Below are 17,625 nucleotides of genomic sequence, written 5' to 3'. Positions count from 1 at the left end.
GCTGCTGACAGTCTACTGTGGCGGCGCGTCGCCTTGCATTGCGTGGTTCCCCGCGGCTTTTTCCAATCGCCCGGCCATGGTGCGGGCGTACTCCTTGAACTCTTCCGGAGAGATGATCTCGAAGTCCATGTCGAGCGCTGCGAGGTGTGCCGCCGGCTGCGCCAGACTGTCCCAGCCGGCGCGGAGCAGGGTGGCGTTCCCGCCGTCGTCGCTCAAGCTCGCGAGCTGCGGGCCGACGACGGCGGCCACCTCGCCGATGGGGGCGTGAAGGCGCACGACGACGTCGTAGCGGTAAGGCGAGCGGGTCACGGAGCGCTGGACGTAGTCCGCGAGGTCCTTGGCGGGCAGGGGGCGCGGCACGTACTTCTTCCGTTCAGCCGGCAACGAGGCGATGCGGTCGGCGCGGAACGTGCGCCAGTCTTCCCGGTCCACATCCCACGCGACGAGGTACCAGCGCCGCCCGGTGTCGACGAGCCGGTATGGTTCCACCAGGCGCCGCCCGGCGTCGCCGTCGGCCTTGACGTAGTCGAAACTGAGTTGTCGCTTGTCCGCGATCGCCGCAGAGACCACCGTGAGCTGTTGAGGGTCTACCGACGCCGCGTTGCTGGGCAGTGTGGTGACCGCGGCCTTGAGCATCGCGAACTTCGGGCGGAGACGTGAGGGCAGCACCTGCTCAAGTTTGGCGAGGGCGCGAACCGATGCTTCGCCGATACCGGCCACGGGACCCGCCGCCACCGAGCTCAGCCCCAAGGCGACGGCGAGAGCTTCATTGTCGTCGAGGAGCAACGGCGGGAGCTGGGCTCCGGCGCCCAGTTGGTAGCCGCCGGCCATGCCCGGCGAAGCATGGATGGGATAGCCAAGGTTCCGGAGCTTGTCGATATCGCGGCGGACGGTGCGCTCCGTGACACCCATCCGGTTGGCCAATGCCGGGCCGGTCCATTCGCGCCGGACCTGCAACAAGGACAGCAATTGCAGCAGCCTGGCGGACGTTTGGATCATGCATTGAATCTAGCCCACGATGCGGACAAAAGTCGTCCGTGTTCAGGGGCAGACTGTGCTTAGAAGGCGCGCAGTGTCCAGCATGAGTTGTTAGGCAGGTCCCTCGCGGTCCAAGGCTCGGAACGGTCGGGAAGGCGGCCGGGGCCGTCCCGAAGGACCGCTGAGATGGAAGCGGCGGCAGTGATGATGAGAATGATGAAGAGTAAGACTCCGATGAATTCCATGACTCCATCGTGTTCCTCATCCCCTTCAAGAAACAGTGGCAGAAACGACCCATTTAGGCAATTTTCTGCCACACTGGATCTATGTTGAAAACGGTGGCGATCATTGTTGTTCCCAACTTCTCGATCTTCGAATTCGGAACCGCCTACGAGGTGTTCGGGATTGACCGGGCGGACCGGGGGAGCGGCGTTCCCGGCTTTGACTTCAGGGTTTGTACTCCCGTCCCGGGAGACGTGAAGATGAAGTCCGGCCTGTCGATGTATGTCGACCTGGGGCTGGAGGCTACGGCCGATGCCGACCTGGTCATCATGGCCCCGTACGGACGGGATGAGGATGTTCCGGAATCTGTGTTGGATGCGCTGCGGGCGGCGCATGAACGGGGTGCCTGGGTCATGTCGATTTGCTCCGGGGCCTACGCGCTTGCGCGCGCAGGGCTCTTGGACGGGCGCCGCTGCACTACGCACTGGCACTATTCACAGGACCTGGCCAGTAGGTATCCGAAGGTTCACGTGGACGAAAATGTGCTCTACGTCCAGGACGGAACGATCATCTCAAGTGCCGGCACGGCGGCCGGCATTGACGCCTGCCTGCATCTGATTCGCGTCGAGCTCGGCGCCAACGTTGCCGCCGCCATCGCCCGCGACATGGTGGTTCCGCCGCACCGCGACGGCGGCCAGGCCCAATTCATCGACCGGCCCATGCCCACGTGCGGCTCCGCGCCCATGGAGGCCTTGCTTCGCTGGATGGTGGAGAACCTCGAGCACGAACACAGCGTCGGAGAGTTGGCGTCCCGGCTGCACATGTCAGCCCGGACCTTCGCACGCCGGTTCCGGGCCGAAACGGGTGCCACACCGGCGGCGTGGCTCAACTCGCAACGGGTGCTCCGGGCGCAGGAGCTCCTTGAAACCACGGAGTTGAATATCGACGAGGTCGCGCGCGAAGCCGGGTTCGGACATTCCGTGCTGCTGCGGCACCACTTCGCCAAGGTCCTGGACACGAGCCCGCAGTCGTACAGGAGGGCTTTCCGCGGCCAGCTGGCGGAGGTTGGCTAGCGGCGAAGGGTCTCCCGGCCCTCTACCTTGGCATTCTCAACGAGGGTGTGCCAAGGTCCGGTGACATCGGTCTCGGGAAGGGTGGCCCTGTGTTGTCCGGCGCGGATCGAATACATGAACCGGTCGGCTTGCCCGGACGCTTTCCCGGCTGCCCGCGCGGGCGTTTGCCCTTTGGCCTGCGCGCCGGATGGCACCTGGTCCCAAGGGCAGGCCTCCACGATCGGCATCCAGCGCCGTTTATCTTCGGAGGTGGCGGCATCCACGGTCCAGACGCGTGTGATCGCAGCGACGCCACCGCTGCGCTGGACAGTGATTTTCATGTTCTGCGGCTTCCACTGCTCTGAGAGGTGTTGCTAGAGCTTTACCTTCACAGTTTCCCATGCCTTACGGACTGCGTCATGCTCGTTTGAGCCGGCGCCGAAGAGTTCCTCTGCCGACGCCACTGTGGCCTTGGCGAAGCGCCCGAAGGTGCACGTGGCAGGCAGTGAGCCGCTAGTCAGCGTGTTGTACCAGATCTGTCCCGGGGCCTCCCACGCATTGCCACCCAGCTCCAGGGCGACAAGGGAGAACGCCCGGTTGGGGATGCCTGAGTTGATGTGGACACCGCCGTTGTCCGCGGTGGTGCGGACGTAGGTGTCCATGGAGTCCGGTTGCGGATCTTTGCCGAGCACGTCGTCGTCATACGCGGTCCCTGGTGCTTTCATGGACCGGAGCGCGGCGCCTTGGACGGCGTCGGTGAACAAGCCCTCGCCGATCAGCCAGCTCGCCTCGGCGGCAGATTGCTTTTTGGCATATTGCTCCACGAGCGCCCCGAAAACATCCGACATGGACTCGTTGAGCGCTCCGGCCTGGTTCCGGTAGGCGAGGGCTGCCGTGTACTGGGTGACGCCGTGGGCGAGCTCGTGCCCTATCACGCTGAGCGACTTCGTGAATCTCTGGAAGATCTCGCCGTCGCCGTCACCGAAGACCATTTGGCTGCCGTTCCAGAAGGCATTGTCGTACAGCTCGCCGTAGTGGACGGTGGCATCGAGTTTCAGCCCGGCGCCGTCGATCGAATTCCAGCTGAACGCCTCGGCATAAAGCGCGTGTGTCTCGCCCAATCCGTCGTAGGCCTCATCCGCGGCCGCATCGCCCGTCGCCGGACCCTTCTCCTTGCGGACGAGCTTGCCGGGCAAGGCTTCGGTGGAGTTGGCATCGTAGATGGTCCTCTTGGGCGGACCGGGCTTGGCCTGGCGCGCTGTGGGCACCGGGACCGGCACCGGAAGCGAGCGGGCGGCCTGGAGGTTCTTGATGTGGAGCAGGGACTCCTTGGCCGCGCGCGCAATCACCCTCAGGCGGGGCTCGTGCTGTGCCGCCAGCCTTCGCAGCATGTAGGGAGGAATGATGGAACAGATCACGGCGAACCCTTTCGTACCTGTTGGACGGGTACGAACAGCTTAGGAGCGGCCACTGACTTTATAGCCGGCCCGGCGCGGCATGTCCGCTTCACGACGACGATGAGGCCTCATGCGGGCATGCCGGCAACGGTTCCGCGTCGCCTTCGGGGCCCTTCAGGATCCGTTGCAGCTTGCCGAGGTTCACGATGCCATTGCCCCATGCCAGCTCGATTTCGTGGAGGGCTTGTTTGTTGCGGCGGGCGGCTTCACATTCAGGCATGGGTGTCCTCGGGTTGTGGGCAAAGGATGGTTGCGAGTTACCCTGCTGGGAGCCGCGAGAGTTTCCCGGCGAGGACCGGGGCCGTGGCATCGAGCTCGGGGAACGCTGCCGCGGGCTCCTCTTGAGGTGTCTGCTCAAGTCTTTTTGTCGTCTGCACAAGAACCTTGTGTTGGCAGACGGCCAAACGTGACGCAGTTTTCCACCTTTTGTTGCCTGGTACGGAACCTGCCAGGCGCAACGTGGCCACGCAAAGAAAAACCCCGCCGGTTCCTTGAACTGGCGGGGTTTTCTGTTGTGCCCTCGATAGGATTCGAACCTACGGCCTTCTGCTCCGGAGGCAGACGCTCTATCCCCTGAGCTACGAGGGCATCCGGGGCTCCCGTCCGTTGCCGGAGGGACGTCCACGAGCTTAGCAGGTCACCGCGCCGCAATGGAAACGGGCGCGGCGAGCCGTCAGTAGCCCGCGAAAGCGTCCACGTGGATTCGCCGGGCTCCGGCATGGCGGGCGGCGGAGCGAAGGGTGTCCACGTTTGCCGGAGACCCTGAGATATACACGTCCCGCTCGGCCACATCGGGGATGAGCTCACGCAGGGAGTCGCCGTCGATGCGGCTCCGCCCGGCGTCGTGCATGAACGACGGCGGCGGGGAACCGTCCGAAAGGCGGGCGATGACCCGTGCGCCCGAGGCCTCCAGGACATCGCTCCCGGCGAGTTCTGCGGCGCTGGGGGCGAGATACAGCACGACGATGTCCCTTCGCGCGGAGTCGCCGGACGCCAGCTGGGAAAGGAAAGGCGCAATCCCGATTCCCGCCGCGATGAGCAACACGGGTTTGCCGGCGTCGGGCGGCAGAACAAAGTCGCCACCCACCGCGGTTCCGCTGACGCACTCTCCAGGCTCGAGCGCGAGCAACGCGCGCTTGGCGGCGGAGACTGGTTCCGCCGTGCCGACGCCGAATGTCATCTCGGGCGAGTCGGGCGGGCTGGTGATGCTGAAAACCCGTCGCCGCCCTTTACCGTCCGAGCGCGAGTGCGGAAGGTTGAGTTCCATGAACTGCCCGGGGAGGAAACGGACGGGCCGTCGTGGTTCAAAGCGGAATTCGGTAGTGAACGGCGTCAGAGGACGCGAACCCTTGAACATCAGCATGATTCCGCCCCGCTGTCCCACGAGGAATGCGAGGAGGTTCCCGATCAGCAGAGCGAGTTCCGGCGAATTGGCCACGCCAGCCACGTTGTACGGCACAGCAAAAAACAAGGCCACGACGGCGGCCAGTGCCACTTGCTGCCAGCGGCGGGGAGGCAGGGTGAGGGGCTCGGTGAGCATGAAGCCGACGAAAAAGAGAAGCGGCTGCTGCGCGATCGGTTGCCACAAAGCGGGTCCGAAGGTCATGCCGCCCCGCAGGAGCACGGCGCACACCACCGACAGCGCCACCACGAGGAAAGCGCAGGCCATGAGCACCTTCAGCGTCCGGTACAGCACCAGCAGCACACCAGGGACCAAGAGCCACAACATGGCTGGAGTCGCTGCCCACCACGTGGCGATGTTCAAGCCGGTGAGCCCGGCGATGAAGGCGCCCGCCGCAGCGGGATTGAAAATGTGCCGGCCGCGGAAGGCCAAGACGTATTTGGATGCCGAGGCCAGGACGCATGCCACGGCGACTCCGGCGAGATCGGGGATCTGGACCGCGGGAATCAGCGCGGTGGGCCAGAACAGGAAGTACAACAAAAGGCCCGTGATGAGCGAGGATTCCGAGTGCGGCTGGACCTTGAAGAGCATGGCCATGAGCCGGTTGGATGCGTATGTCAGGCCCAGGCACAGCACAAGGTGGAAAAGCATTTCGGGCAGTCCGAAGCTCAGCCAGCCCAAGGCGTTCAGCACGAGGCTGTACGCCGCGAGCACGGCAAGGACCCACAGGATCAGCCGGTACATCGTGAAATGGCCGAGCCAGGCATCCACTCGCGCTTTGATGGCAATCATGAGAACAGTGTCCCTTCGAAGCCGGCCGAATAGGCGGCGTGTCCGTCCGAAAAGACCTTGAGCCAGGAGAACTCGAATTCTCCCTCAAGCACTTTCGGATCCACCATGAAGAGCGCCGTGGCCAGGGCATCGGCTTCCATTGCCGTTGCAGCCATCGTCCACGTGGCCACCACCGTCTCCACCGGGCGCCCGGTGGCGCCGTCGAGGACATGGTGGAGGCCGTCGCCCCACGCGCGGCGGTTGGCGGCGGAAGCGCAGAGCGCGCCGTCGTGGAGTTCGACGACGCCGATCGCCTGGGTGGGGTCGTAAGGGTGTTCGAGGCCCACGCCCAACGGCTCCGCCCCGGAATGAAGCATGTCGCCGCTGGCATCGACCAGGAACTCAGTGATTCCGGCCCCTCGCAGGACTGCAGCCACAATGTCCACCAATTGGCCCTTCCCGGCGGCTCCGATGTCCAGGACCACCGGAGCGGAAACGGACATCTCCGTGCCGCTCCATACGAGGACGTCTTCCCAGCGCGGTGCCGGCACCGGATGGCCGACGGGCCGCAAGGCATAGTCCGCCCCATAGCCCAGCCGCTCGAGGCTGCCGCCGATGAGGGGCGTCATGGCGCCGTTGCTGAGGCGGTACAGCTTCCTGAAAAGCTGTTCCAGTTCGCCGGCCCCGGCCGGGAGGGTGACGGTGCCGGGTTCACGGGCGAGCGCGGCAAGCATGGAGTCGTCCCGGAAGCGCGAGTAGCTTCGGTCGTAGTCCTCCACGACGTCGAGCAAGCCGGCGCGCACGTCCTCCGGGAGTTCCTCCGGCGTCGAGATTTCCCACGTGGTCCCGATACCGTCGAAGCCGAAAACGCTCCAGCCCGTGTGCGTCATGCGCCTATTTGGCCTCGGCCTTGATGGTTTCCACGGCCTTGTTGAATCCTTCGCTCGTCAGGGAGGAGCCGGCTACTTTTGAGACGTTGATCTCATCCAGTTTCTTGCCGACCACCTGCGCGGCGATGCCGTTCTTGAACTGCCCCTGGAATTCCTTGGTGTTCGGGTTGTTGGCATGGACGGTGATGTCCACCGCGGAAATAGTCCCACCAGCCAAGGTCAACTGGACGCCCACGGTTTCACCGCCGTTGGGTGAGATGTAGTCACCGTCCGCACTGTAGGTTCCGTCCTTGTACGGGCCGGAAATTGTGGAGGTCTTTTGCGGCGTGCTGCCTTGGGCCGAAGGGGCGCAAGCTGCCACCGAACTGGCCAGGGAGAGGCCGGCGGCGCCCACCAGGAGGCCCTTGCGGAGTGGCGTAGTCATGGTTCTGCTCGTTTCAACTGGACTCGTCAACTGGACAAGAAAAATGGTCAATGCAAAGTGCTCCGGACGGTGGCCGCCCGCACCATTGACGTGGATTTCAGCCTATCGGTTCAGTCTGGGAGCTCTACTGGCCGAAGCTGGGCGTCGGCTGGGTGCGCGCTGGTGCATGCGTGTGCGCATTACTAAGCATAAGAATTCCACCAGTTGCAAGCCCCACCGGTAGGCTAGACGGGTGACTCCCGAAGAACTCTCCGCCGCCATATCCGCCTGCCTGAAAGACGCTGTCGCCGCCGGCGAGCTCGCGCTTTCCGAATCTGCCCTCCCCGAGGACGTGCGCGTGGAGCGACCCAAGAACCGGGAGCACGGAGACTGGGCCACCAACATCGCCTTGCAGCTTGCCAAGCATGCCGGGACCAACCCCCGTGAATTCGCCACGATCCTGAGTAAGCGACTGGAGGCGATCGACGGCGTCACCGCCGTGGATATCGCGGGCCCGGGCTTCCTTAACATCACTGTGGATGCAGCCGCCGCCGGCGCGCTGGCCAAGGCCATCGTCGAGGCGGGAAGCTCCTACGGAACCAACCAGGCGCTCGCAGGCCACGTGGTCAACATGGAATTCGTGTCGGCGAACCCCACTGGACCGCTGCACATTGGCCACACGCGTTGGGCCGCCCTGGGTGATTCGATTGCCCGCGTACTCCGCGCCTCCGGTGCGGACGTCACCGCTGAGTACTACATCAACGACGCCGGCTCGCAGATGAACGTCTTCGCGAACTCGGTGCTGTCCCGCCTGCACGGACGCGGCGTTCCCGAGGGCGGCTACCCCGGTGAGTACATCCGGGAACTCGGCGACGAGGTCCTCAAGGCTCATCCGGCAATCCGCGAGTTGACCGACGAGGCAGCACTGCCGGTGATCCGTTCCGCCGCTTACCAGGCCCAGATGAAGGATATCAAGGACACCCTGGCCGAATTCGGCGTGGCTTTCGATGTCTTCTTCTCCGAGCAGGAACTGCACGACGGCGGTGCGATCGAGTCCGCCGTCGCCCGCCTCCGGGAGCAGGGCCACGTGTTCGACGACGGCGGGGCGGTCTGGCTGCGCACCACCGACTTCGGCGATGACAAGGACCGCGTCATGATCCGGGCCAACGGCGAACCCACGTATTTCGCCGCCGACGCCGCCTACTACCTGTCGAAGAAGGACCGCGGCTTCACGGAGAAGATCTACCTGCTGGGTGCCGACCACCACGGCTACATCAACCGGCTCAAGGCCATCGCCGCCTGTGCGGGCGACGACCCCGAGGTCAACATCGAGGTCCTGATCGGACAGTTGGTCTCCGTCAACGGCGCCAAGCTGTCCAAGCGTGCCGGCAACATCATCGAGCTCAAGGACCTTATCGAATGGCTCGGTAAGGACGCTGTGCGTTACTCGTTGGCGCGATTCCCCGCTGATTCGCCGCTGACACTGGACCCGGAACTGCTGAAGAAGAACAGCAACGAAAACCCTGTGTTCTACGTGCAGTACGCGCATGCCCGCTCCCGCGGCACGGCACGCAACGCGATCGAGGCCGGCGTGGACCACAGCGCCTTCGACGCCTCCCTGCTGGACCACGCCACCGAGAACGAGCTGCTGTCCTACCTCGGCAGCTACCCGTCCATCGTTGCCAAGGCCGCGGAGCTCCGCGAACCGCATCGCGTGGCCCGCCACCTCGAAGTCATCGCCGGTGCCTACCACCGCTGGTACGACGCTTGCCGCGTTTCGCCGCTTGGCGATGAACCGGTCCAGGACGTCAACCGCACGCGGCTGTGGCTCAACGACGCCACGAGCCAGGTGCTGGCCAACGGGCTTGAACTCCTCGGCGTTTCAGCTCCGGAACGGATGTGATCAGGGTGCAAAACAACGCCGCAGCCTCGCCCCTTGCCCCCGAATGGCTCGCCCTGCCGGAGGACACGAACGCGCTTCACGCACCGATGTGGGCCGAAGGAGTTCAGAGGAACGACGACGGCCAGCTCGCCATTGACGGGGTTCCCGTCAGTGAGCTCAAGGCACAGTTCGGCACACCGCTGTTCGTCATGAGCGAGGGTGATTTCCGTGCCCGCGCCCGCTCCTTCAAGGATGCCTTTGACGCAGCTTTCGAGGACATCTGCGGGGGAGTGGACGTCTACTACGCCGGAAAGTCCTTCTTGTGTACTGCCGTGGCCAGTTGGGTGGCCGAGGAGGGCCTGCGCCTGGACACCTGCTCCGGCGGCGAACTCGCCGTCGCGGCCCGCGCCGGCATCGACGGCGCCAATTTGGGGCTGCACGGCAACAACAAGTCCGACGCCGAGATCAACCGCGCACTGGACATGAAGCTCGGCCGCATCGTGGTGGACAGCCTCGACGAGCTTGAGCGGGTTGCAAAGATCGCCTCCGGACGCGGCGAGACGGCGAAGGTCATGCTGCGGCTGACTCCCGGTGTCCACGCCCACACGCACGAATTCATCGCCACGGCCCACGAGGACCAAAAATTCGGGCTCTCCATGGCCGGGGATTCCACGGAGTCCGCCGGCCTCTCGGCCGCGGAGGAAGCCGTCGCTGCGGCCACCTCGTATTCCAATGTGGAACTCCTGGGCCTGCACTGCCATATCGGTTCCCAGATCTTCGAGCCTGACGGCTTCGCCTTGGCAGCCGAGAAGCTTCTGGGATTCCTCGCCGCGATGCAAGCGAAGTACTCCATCGCCTTGCCGGAACTGGACCTGGGCGGTGGCTACGGCATCGCCTACACACCGGTGGACACCCCCCGCCCGCCGGCCGAAATCGCGCAGGCGATGGCCGCCGTCGTACGCTCGAAGTGCGCTGAACTGGGCATCACCCCGCCGCGCATTTCGATCGAACCGGGCCGTGCAATCGTGGGCACCAGCACCTTCACCTTGTACGAGGTCGGGACGCTGAAAACGGTCCGCGTGGACGCGCCTGCAGAAGCGCCTGTAGATGCCGGTGGCAACCAAAACGTTACGTTCCCGCGTCGCTATGTGTCGGTGGACGGTGGCATGAGCGACAACCCCCGTCCGGTGCTGTACGACGCGGATTATTCGGCCGTTCTCGCCTCGCGGAGCTCGGACGCTGCCCCGCAACTGTCCCGAGTAGTGGGCAAACATTGCGAGAGCGGCGACATAGTTGTTAGAGATGTATATCTGCCCGAAGACGTGGCAGCCGGTGATCTGCTCGCTGTACCGGGAACCGGCGCTTACTGCTGGGCCCTCTCAAGCAACTACAACTATCTGGCCAGGCCTGGCGTTGTCGCTGTGCGCAATGGATCCGCCCGGCTGATCGTCCGCGGGGAAACCGAAGAAGATCTCTTGAACCGCGACATGGGAGTGGCGAATGTCTGAAGTGCGAACCCTGAAGGTGGCCCTGCTGGGCTGTGGCAACGTGGGAGCCCAGGTAGCGCGGATTCTCCTTGACGACGCCGACGCCCTTGCGGCCCGCACCGGCGCGCGCTTGCAGCTGTCCGGCATCGCCGTGCGAAACCTTGATTCAGAGCGCGACGTCGAACTGCCGCGCGATCTGTTCACCACAGACGCCGACACCCTGGTCAAGGACGCCGATCTGGTGATCGAGCTCATGGGCGGCATCGAGCCGGCCCGTTCGCTCATACTGACCGCCATGCAGAACGGCGCCTGCGTCGTGACCGGCAACAAGGCGCTCCTGGCACAGGACGGCCCGACCCTCTACGAGGAGGCTGACAAGGCCGGCGTCCAGCTCTCGTATGAGGCCGCCGTCGCCGGAGCCATTCCGATCCTGCGTCCCATCCGCGACAGCCTCTCCGGCGACCGCATCACCCGGGTCCTGGGCATTGTCAACGGCACCACCAACTTCATCCTCGACCAAATGGACAGCACCGGTGCACAGTTCGCCGACGCGCTGGCCGAGGCCCAGCGGCTTGGATACGCGGAAGCCGACCCGACTGCCGACGTCGAAGGCCATGACGCCGCGGCGAAGGCCGCCATCCTGGCGTCGTTGTCCTTCCACACGCGCTTCGCCCTCGAAGACGTCTACTGCGAAGGCATCACGAAGGTCAGCGCAGCCGACATTGCCGCCGCGAAGGAAGCCGGCTTCGTCATCAAGCTGCTTGCCATCGCCGAGAAGATCACCAACGCAAACGGCGACGGCGGCATTTCAGTCCGCGTCCACCCCACCCTCCTGCCCCGCGAACACCCGCTCGCAGCCGTTCGCGGTGCGTTCAACGCCGTCTTCATCGAAGCCGAGAACGCGGGCCAGCTGATGTTCTACGGCCAGGGCGCCGGCGGAACCCCGACGGCGTCTGCCGTCCTGGGCGACCTCGTTTCGGCGGCCCGCCGTGTGGTGCTTGGTGGTCCCGGTCGTACCGAGACCACCACCGGTTACGTGCCCGCGCTGTCGATCGATGCCTCGACCACGAGCTACTACATCGGGCTCGACGTCGCCGACCAGGCCGGCGTGCTGGCCCGGATCACCCACATCTTTGCGGAGAACGGCGTATCGATCGAAATCATGCGCCAGACGATCCACCGCGATGCCGCCTCGAATGTTGAGTCGGCCGAACTGAAGATCGTCACCCACCGCGCATCCGAAGCCGCACTCGCGGCAACCGTCGAGGCCGTCAAGGGCCTGGACGTCATCAATTCTGTGACATCCGTCCTGCGGGTAGAAGGGGTCTAAGTGGCTCACCAATGGCGCGGAGTAATCCGCGAATACGCTGATCGTTTGCCTGTAACTGAAGCCACGAAGGTCATTACCCTCGGCGAGGGCGGAACCCCGCTCGTCCACGCGCAGAAGCTCTCCGAACTCACCGGATCCACCGTGTACCTGAAGGTGGAGGGCATGAACCCGACCGGTTCATTCAAGGACCGCGGTATGACGATGGCCATGACGGCAGCTGTCGAAGCGGGCGCCAAGGCGGTTGTCTGCGCCTCCACGGGCAACACTTCGGCCTCGGCAGCAGCCTACGCCACGGCCGCCGGGCTCAAGTGTGCCGTGCTGGTTCCCGAAGGCAAGATCTCCATGGGCAAGCTCAGCCAGGCCATCGCGCACGGCGCCACGCTCCTGCAGGTGGACGGCAACTTCGACAACTGCCTGGACATTGCCCGCAAACTCGGCGAGTCCTACCCGGTGTTCCTTGTGAACTCCGTCAACCCGGCGCGTATCCAGGGCCAGAAGACGGGTGCCTTCGAAATCGTCGACGCCCTCGGAGACGCCCCGGACATCCACGTCCTGCCGGTGGGCAACGCGGGCAACATTAGCGCGTACTGGAAGGGCTACAAGGAGTATTCCGCGCCCTTCGAGTCGGCAACCGCGGGCACCCTTCCCGCCGTCTCCACCAAGACGCCGGCCATGTGGGGATTCCAGGCAGCAGGCGCCGCACCGTTCGTGGCAGGCCACCCCATCACCGAACCGGACACGATCGCGACGGCCATCCGCATCGGCAACCCGGCGTCCTGGGACACGGCCATCGCGGCACGTGACGAATCCGGCGGATTCATCGACGCCGTAACTGACGAGGAAATCCTCGATGCCCACCGCTGGCTCTCCGCCAAGGAAGGCGTCTTCGTGGAACCCGGTTCCGCGGCAGGCGTTGCCGGTCTCATCAAGAAGCACGCCGCAGGCGAGGTTCCCGCCGGCAAGACGATCGTCATCACGGTCACCGGACACGGACTCAAAGACCCGCAGTGGGCCCTCCGCACCGAAGACGGCAGCGAGGTTCAGCCGGTCAAGGTGCCGAACGACGTCGTGACCGTGGCATCCGAACTGGGACTGGAAGAAAACTAAGAGTGGAAACCACGCAGCCCACCGCGACCGGTCTTAAGCTCGTCGCGGCAGGCCAGCAGCTGACCGTCAGGGTCCCGGGCACCAGCGCCAACCTGGGCCCCGGCTATGACAGCCTGGGCCTGGCATTGTCGATCTACGACACCCTGACCGTCGAAACTCTCACCACCGGAGAGCTTGAGTTCGAGCTCTCCGGTGAGGGAGCCGATACCCTTCCCCGCGATGCGAGCCACCTCGTCGTGCGTGCCCTAAGCACGGCTTTGGAGCGCCTCGGTTTCCGGCACAGCGGCCTCAAGATCACTGCGGACAACGTCAACCCGCACGGCCGCGGGCTTGGCTCCTCGGCCTCGGCAGTGGTTGCGGCCGTGACCGCGGCCAACGCCTTGGTGCCCGAATCCGCACAGCGCGACCGCGAATGGATTCTGCAACTCACGAGCGAGATGGAAGGTCACCCGGACAACGTCGCACCCGCGATTTTCGGCGGACTGGCCTTGTCGTGGCAGGACAGCGAGCAGTACAGCAGCACCCGCGCAGAAGTGGTCCCGTCGGTCATCCCGATCGTCGCCGTGCCTGACTACGAACTGTCCACCGAAACCGCACGCGGCTTGCTGCCGGCTTCCATCGGCCACCACGCAGCGGCCATGAACTCAGGACGCGCCGCGCTCCTGATCCACGCATTGACGGCCGACCCCCGTTTCCTGCTTCCCGGAACCGAGGACTATCTGCACCAGAGCTACCGTGCAGAGGCAATGCGGCCAAGTGCGGCGTTGATCAAGACACTGCGGTCTTCGGGCCATGCAGCCGTCGTTTCGGGAGCAGGACCCACAGTTCTCGCATTGGCCAACGGCGCGGACGAGGCCGAGACGATTGCCGAAATGATCATTGCGTTCACTGCGGACAACACTCCGGACGTGGCTTGGCGCGTGATGACACTGGCAGTGGACGTTGAAGGTGCTAGAGTGGACTTGCACCGGCGGTAGAACCGCGGGCAGTTCCCTGACATTGGATCCCGGCTTAACGCCGTTCCCGTCTCCTACTGTGTCGAAGTCTGCCGGTGTCGTCTCCTTATCGGCCTGTCGCAGGTGCCACAGAACCCTTTCTGTTACCCGAACCGTCAGCCCGCGCCCCGCCCGCCGGAGCATCGAAGACGTATTAGTATCCGGCCCTGCTGAAACTAAACCGGCAAGACCGAAATCACGGCTGCAGATCTGAACTGCAGTCCAGAACAAATCATCGCGTCCAGCTCTAGGTCTGGACGCCGTCGAGGGGGAAGGATCCTTCGTGACAGAAACCACTGAGCTGGCTTCAGCTGTGGACACCACATCTTCTGCAGCTGAATCAACGGCCGCAACCGCTAAGAGCAGCGGCCTTGCAGGCCTCAAGCTCGCGCAGCTCCAGGCTCTCGCCAGTCAGCTGGGCATTTCGGGCGGATCCCGGATGCGCAAGGGGGACTTGGTCTCGGCCATTTCAGCCCACCGTGCCGGCGCAACCACCAGCAAGGCTCCCACCGGGGCCAAGGCCGTAGCAACAAAGGCCGCGCCCGCAGCTCCGGAAGCTGAGACCGCTGCCGCAGCGTCCACCGAAGCTCCCGCGCAGGAAGGCACCCGGGCACGTGGCCGTGGCCGAAGCCGCCGCGCCACCAGCGACGGCGTTGTTGCCACTCCTGCCGCCGCGGAAACCGCGGAGGCTCCCGCCGTCGCCGTCGAGGCTCCTGGCGCTCCCGCCGCCGAAGCAAGCGAGGCGGCCGGCGAACGCCGCCAGCCGCGCACGCGGAACCGTCGTCGTGGCGAGGCCGTTGCTCCTGTGGAGACCGGTGAAGTCGCCGAGACCCGCGCGCCGGAGCAGCCCCAGGCCGAACAGCCCCGCGCAGAACAGCGTCAGGCTGAGCAGCGCCAGACGGAGCAGCGTCAGCCCGAGCAGCGTCAGCCCGAGCAGCGCCAGGCACAGCCGCGCCAGGGCGAGCAGGCCTCGGTCGAGGCCGGCGAACCCGCCCAGCGCGAACGCCGCGACAACACCCGTACGCGTCGCGAAGACACTACCGAAGGCGATGACGCCGGCAACCGCCGCAATCGTCGCAACCGCCGCGACCGCAACGATCGTCCGGGTCCTCAGGACAACCGTGACAACCGTGATGGAAACACCCGCAGCGACCGCTTCCGCGACCGCAACGAACGCCGCCGCGGCCGTGGCCAAGGCCCGGACGTCGACGACGTCGAGGTCACCGAGGACGACGTCCTGCTGCCGGTCGCCGGCATCCTGGACGTACTGGAGAACTACGCGTTCATCCGCACCTCGGGGTACCTGCCCGGCGCCAACGACGTGTACGTGTCCCTCGCCCAGGTCAAGAAGTACAACCTGCGCAAGGGCGACGCCGTGGTCGGCGCAATCCGCGCCCCACGTGACGGCGAGGACCGCAACCAGCAGTCCGCGCGCCAGAAGTTCAATGCGCTCGTCCGTGTCACGTCGGTCAACGGCAAGACGCCAGAAGAGCTCAAGGACCGCGTTGAATTCGCCAAGCTCGTCCCGCTCTACCCCTCGGAGCGCCTGCGCCTCGAAACGGATCCCAAGAAGATCGGCCCGCGCGTCATCGACCTCGTGGCCCCGATTGGCAAGGGCCAGCGCGGCCTGATCGTCTCCCCGCCCAAGGCAGGCAAGACGCTCATCCTGCAGTCCATCGCCAACGCGATCACCACCAACAACCCTGAGGTCCACCTCATGATGGTGCTGGTTGACGAACGTCCCGAAGAAGTCACGGACATGCAGCGCACCGTCAAGGGCGAGGTCATTGCCTCCACCTTCGACCGTCCCGCCGATGACCACACCACGGTTGCCGAGCTTTCCATCGAACGCGCCAAGCGCCTCGTGGAAATGGGCATGGACGTGGTGGTCCTCCTGGACTCCATGACCCGCCTGGGCCGCGCCTACAACCTGGCAGCACCGGCCTCCGGCCGTATCCTGTCCGGTGGTGTCGACTCCGCTGCGCTCTACCCGCCGAAGCGCTTCTTCGGTGCCGCCCGCAACATCGAGAACGGTGGCTCGCTCACCATCCTGGCAACCGCGCTCGTGGAGACCGGTTCCAAGATGGACGAAGTCATCTTCGAAGAGTTCAAGGGCACGGGCAACATGGAGCTCCGCCTGTCCCGCCAGCTGGCGGACAAGCGCATCTTCCCGGCCGTGGACGTCAACGCTTCGGGTACCCGTCGCGAAGAGAACCTGCTTTCGGCCGAAGAGGTCAAGATCATGTGGAAGCTGCGCCGTGTCCTGTCCGGACTCGAGACCCAGCAGAGCCTTGAACTCCTGACCAACAAGATCCGGGAGACCGGGAGCAACGTCGAGTTCCTCATGCAGGTACAGAAGACGACTCTTGGAGCCAAGTCGGATAACGACAAGTAGCTGTTTTAGGGGCGGGCGCTGGTTCGTTCGTGCGGTTGGTGCCGCGCGGATGTTCCGCCCCGCCCCTTCCCGTTGCAACGCGGGGTCAGATACGGCCCATCTTGGCCCTCGGCATGGGCCGTAAGTGACCCCGCGTTGCAGTTATTAGACTTGTAGAAGTCGAAAGAGGTTCTGAAAATGTTTGAGTCCGTACAGGGATTGCTTGATGAGCATGCTGCTATCCAGGCGCAGTTGAGTGATCCTGCCGTTTATGCCGACCAGGCTTTGGCCCGTAAGCTGGGGCGGCGCTCCGCCCAGTTGCAGGGCATCGTTGAGGCGTACAACCGTTGGCGCGGGCTCATGGACGATCTCGAAGCAGCCAAGGAAATGGCTTCCGAGGACGCCGAATTTGCCGCCGAGGTCGACGAAATCGAGGCGAAGCTTCCGGCAGCGCAGGAGAGGTTGCGCAGGCTGCTGATCCCGCGCGATCCAGACGACGCCCGCAACGTCATCCTCGAGGTCAAGGGCGGCGAAGGCGGCGACGAAGCTGCCTTGTTCGCCGGAGACCTGCTGCGGATGTACATGCGTTACGCCGAGTCCCGCGGCTGGAAGACCGAACTCATCTCGGCCACGGAATCGGACCTGGGCGGCTACAAGGACGTCCAGATGGCCGTCAAGGGCAACTCGAACGATCCCGCAGAAGGCGTGTATGCCCGCTTGAAGTTCGAAGGCGGCGTGCACCGCGTCCAGCGTGTTCCCGTCACGGAGTCGCAGGGCCGCATCCACACTTCTGCAGCCGGTGTACTGGTGCTCCCGGAAGTGGATGAGCCCGAAGAGCTCGAAATCAACCAGAACGACCTCAAGATCGACGTCTACAGGTCCTCGGGTCCTGGCGGCCAGTCCGTCAACACCACGGACTCGGCGGTCCGCATTACCCACCTCCCTACGGGCATCGTGGTGGCCATGCAGAACGAAAAATCCCAGCTTCAGAACCGTGAAGCCGGCATGCGCGTCCTTCGTGCCCGTATCCTGGCACACCAGCAGGAGCAGATCGACGCCGAGAACTCGGCCCAGCGCAAGTCGCAGATCCGCACCATGGACCGTTCGGAGCGCATCCGCACGTACAACTTCCCGGAAAACCGGATTGCCGACCACCGTACCGGTTACAAGGCCTACAACCTCGACGCCGTCATGAACGGCGACCTGGAGCCGGTCATCCAATCGGCCATCGAAATGGATGAACAGTCGCGCCTGGATGCCCTGGGCGAGTAACAG

At 64.8% G+C, this 17,625-nt stretch carries 16 protein-coding genes and 1 tRNA gene; 8 read left to right on the top strand and 9 right to left on the bottom strand.

What is annotated here, in order from left to right:
* Positions 1-12 precede the first annotated feature (12 nt).
* Together QRN52_RS02780 and QRN52_RS02775 are read right to left on the bottom strand one after the other, a co-directional pair.
* Positions 13-999, bottom strand: a complete 987-nt coding sequence (locus tag QRN52_RS02780; protein ID WP_284751246.1) for a helix-turn-helix transcriptional regulator — start codon at positions 997-999, stop codon at positions 13-15.
* A gap of 59 nt (positions 1,000-1,058) precedes the next feature.
* The gene (locus QRN52_RS02775) at positions 1,059-1,223 is read right to left on the bottom strand and encodes a hypothetical protein (protein WP_284751245.1); all 165 of its coding nucleotides are present in this window, start codon (positions 1,221-1,223) and stop codon (positions 1,059-1,061) included.
* 81 nt (positions 1,224-1,304) lie between these two features.
* Here QRN52_RS02775 and QRN52_RS02770 point away from each other — a divergent pair, with 81 nt between their 5' ends.
* Positions 1,305-2,273: a GlxA family transcriptional regulator gene (locus tag QRN52_RS02770; RefSeq protein ID WP_284751244.1), complete on the top strand. Its 969-nt coding sequence runs from the start codon at positions 1,305-1,307 to the stop codon at positions 2,271-2,273.
* On the opposite strand, the gene QRN52_RS02765 is transcribed toward QRN52_RS02770, so the two are convergent.
* The 7 genes from QRN52_RS02765 to QRN52_RS02735 form a co-directional block, all read right to left on the bottom strand.
* Positions 2,270-2,593 (bottom strand): protealysin inhibitor emfourin, encoded by a 324-nt coding sequence (locus QRN52_RS02765; protein WP_284751243.1) that lies wholly within the window; start codon positions 2,591-2,593, stop codon positions 2,270-2,272. The two genes, QRN52_RS02770 and QRN52_RS02765, sit on opposite strands and share 4 nt — an antisense overlap.
* A 33-nt stretch (positions 2,594-2,626) precedes the next feature.
* Positions 2,627-3,643 (bottom strand): M4 family metallopeptidase, encoded by a 1,017-nt coding sequence (locus tag QRN52_RS02760; protein ID WP_284751242.1) that lies wholly within the window; start codon positions 3,641-3,643, stop codon positions 2,627-2,629.
* A 115-nt stretch (positions 3,644-3,758) separates the two neighbouring features.
* A complete protein-coding gene (locus QRN52_RS02755; RefSeq protein ID WP_284751241.1) occupies positions 3,759-3,929 on the bottom strand; it encodes a hypothetical protein in 171 nt (56 codons plus the stop codon).
* 295 nt (positions 3,930-4,224) lie between these two features.
* A tRNA-Arg gene (locus tag QRN52_RS02750) sits at positions 4,225-4,297 on the bottom strand.
* A gap of 85 nt (positions 4,298-4,382) precedes the next feature.
* Positions 4,383-5,903 (bottom strand): FAD-dependent oxidoreductase, encoded by a 1,521-nt coding sequence (locus QRN52_RS02745; protein WP_284751240.1) that lies wholly within the window; start codon positions 5,901-5,903, stop codon positions 4,383-4,385.
* Positions 5,900-6,772 carry an FAD:protein FMN transferase gene (locus QRN52_RS02740; RefSeq protein WP_284751239.1) on the bottom strand — a complete coding sequence of 291 codons (873 nt, stop codon included), beginning with the start codon at positions 6,770-6,772 and terminating at the stop codon, positions 5,900-5,902. The genes QRN52_RS02745 and QRN52_RS02740 overlap by 4 nt, the downstream gene beginning before the upstream one ends.
* Before the next feature lie 4 nt (positions 6,773-6,776).
* Positions 6,777-7,196, bottom strand: coding sequence for an FMN-binding protein (locus QRN52_RS02735; protein ID WP_284751238.1), 420 nt, complete (start codon positions 7,194-7,196; stop codon positions 6,777-6,779).
* Between the two features lie 232 nt (positions 7,197-7,428).
* Between QRN52_RS02735 and argS the strand changes: the two genes are divergently transcribed.
* The 7 genes from argS to prfA all read left to right on the top strand — a co-directional run bounded on the left by argS (position 7,429) and on the right by prfA (position 17,622).
* Positions 7,429-9,078, top strand: coding sequence for an arginine--tRNA ligase (gene argS, locus QRN52_RS02730; protein WP_284751237.1), 1,650 nt, complete (start codon positions 7,429-7,431; stop codon positions 9,076-9,078).
* 5 nt (positions 9,079-9,083) lie between these two features.
* A complete protein-coding gene (lysA, locus tag QRN52_RS02725) occupies positions 9,084-10,565 on the top strand; it encodes a diaminopimelate decarboxylase (protein WP_284751236.1) in 1,482 nt (493 codons plus the stop codon).
* Positions 10,558-11,874: a homoserine dehydrogenase gene (locus tag QRN52_RS02720; protein WP_284751235.1), complete on the top strand. Its 1,317-nt coding sequence runs from the start codon at positions 10,558-10,560 to the stop codon at positions 11,872-11,874. Before lysA ends, QRN52_RS02720 begins: the two co-directional genes overlap by 8 nt.
* The gene (gene thrC, locus QRN52_RS02715; protein WP_284751234.1) at positions 11,875-12,981 is read left to right on the top strand and encodes a threonine synthase; all 1,107 of its coding nucleotides are present in this window, start codon (positions 11,875-11,877) and stop codon (positions 12,979-12,981) included. It begins immediately after the preceding gene.
* A 2-nt stretch (positions 12,982-12,983) separates the two neighbouring features.
* Positions 12,984-13,958, top strand: a complete 975-nt coding sequence (gene thrB, locus QRN52_RS02710) for a homoserine kinase (RefSeq protein ID WP_284751233.1) — start codon at positions 12,984-12,986, stop codon at positions 13,956-13,958.
* Positions 13,959-14,259: 301 nt separating this feature from the next.
* Complete coding sequence (gene rho, locus QRN52_RS02705) at positions 14,260-16,371, top strand: transcription termination factor Rho (RefSeq protein WP_284751232.1); 2,112 nt, start codon at positions 14,260-14,262, stop codon at positions 16,369-16,371.
* Positions 16,372-16,548: 177 nt separating this feature from the next.
* A complete protein-coding gene (prfA, locus tag QRN52_RS02700; RefSeq protein WP_284751231.1) occupies positions 16,549-17,622 on the top strand; it encodes a peptide chain release factor 1 in 1,074 nt (357 codons plus the stop codon).
* Positions 17,623-17,625: the final 3 nt, after the last annotated feature.

The sequence above is a fragment of the Arthrobacter sp. efr-133-R2A-120 genome (assembly GCF_030209835.1).
GTDB lineage: Bacteria > Actinomycetota > Actinomycetes > Actinomycetales > Micrococcaceae > Arthrobacter.
This window is presented reverse-complemented; position numbering and strand designations above follow the sequence as displayed.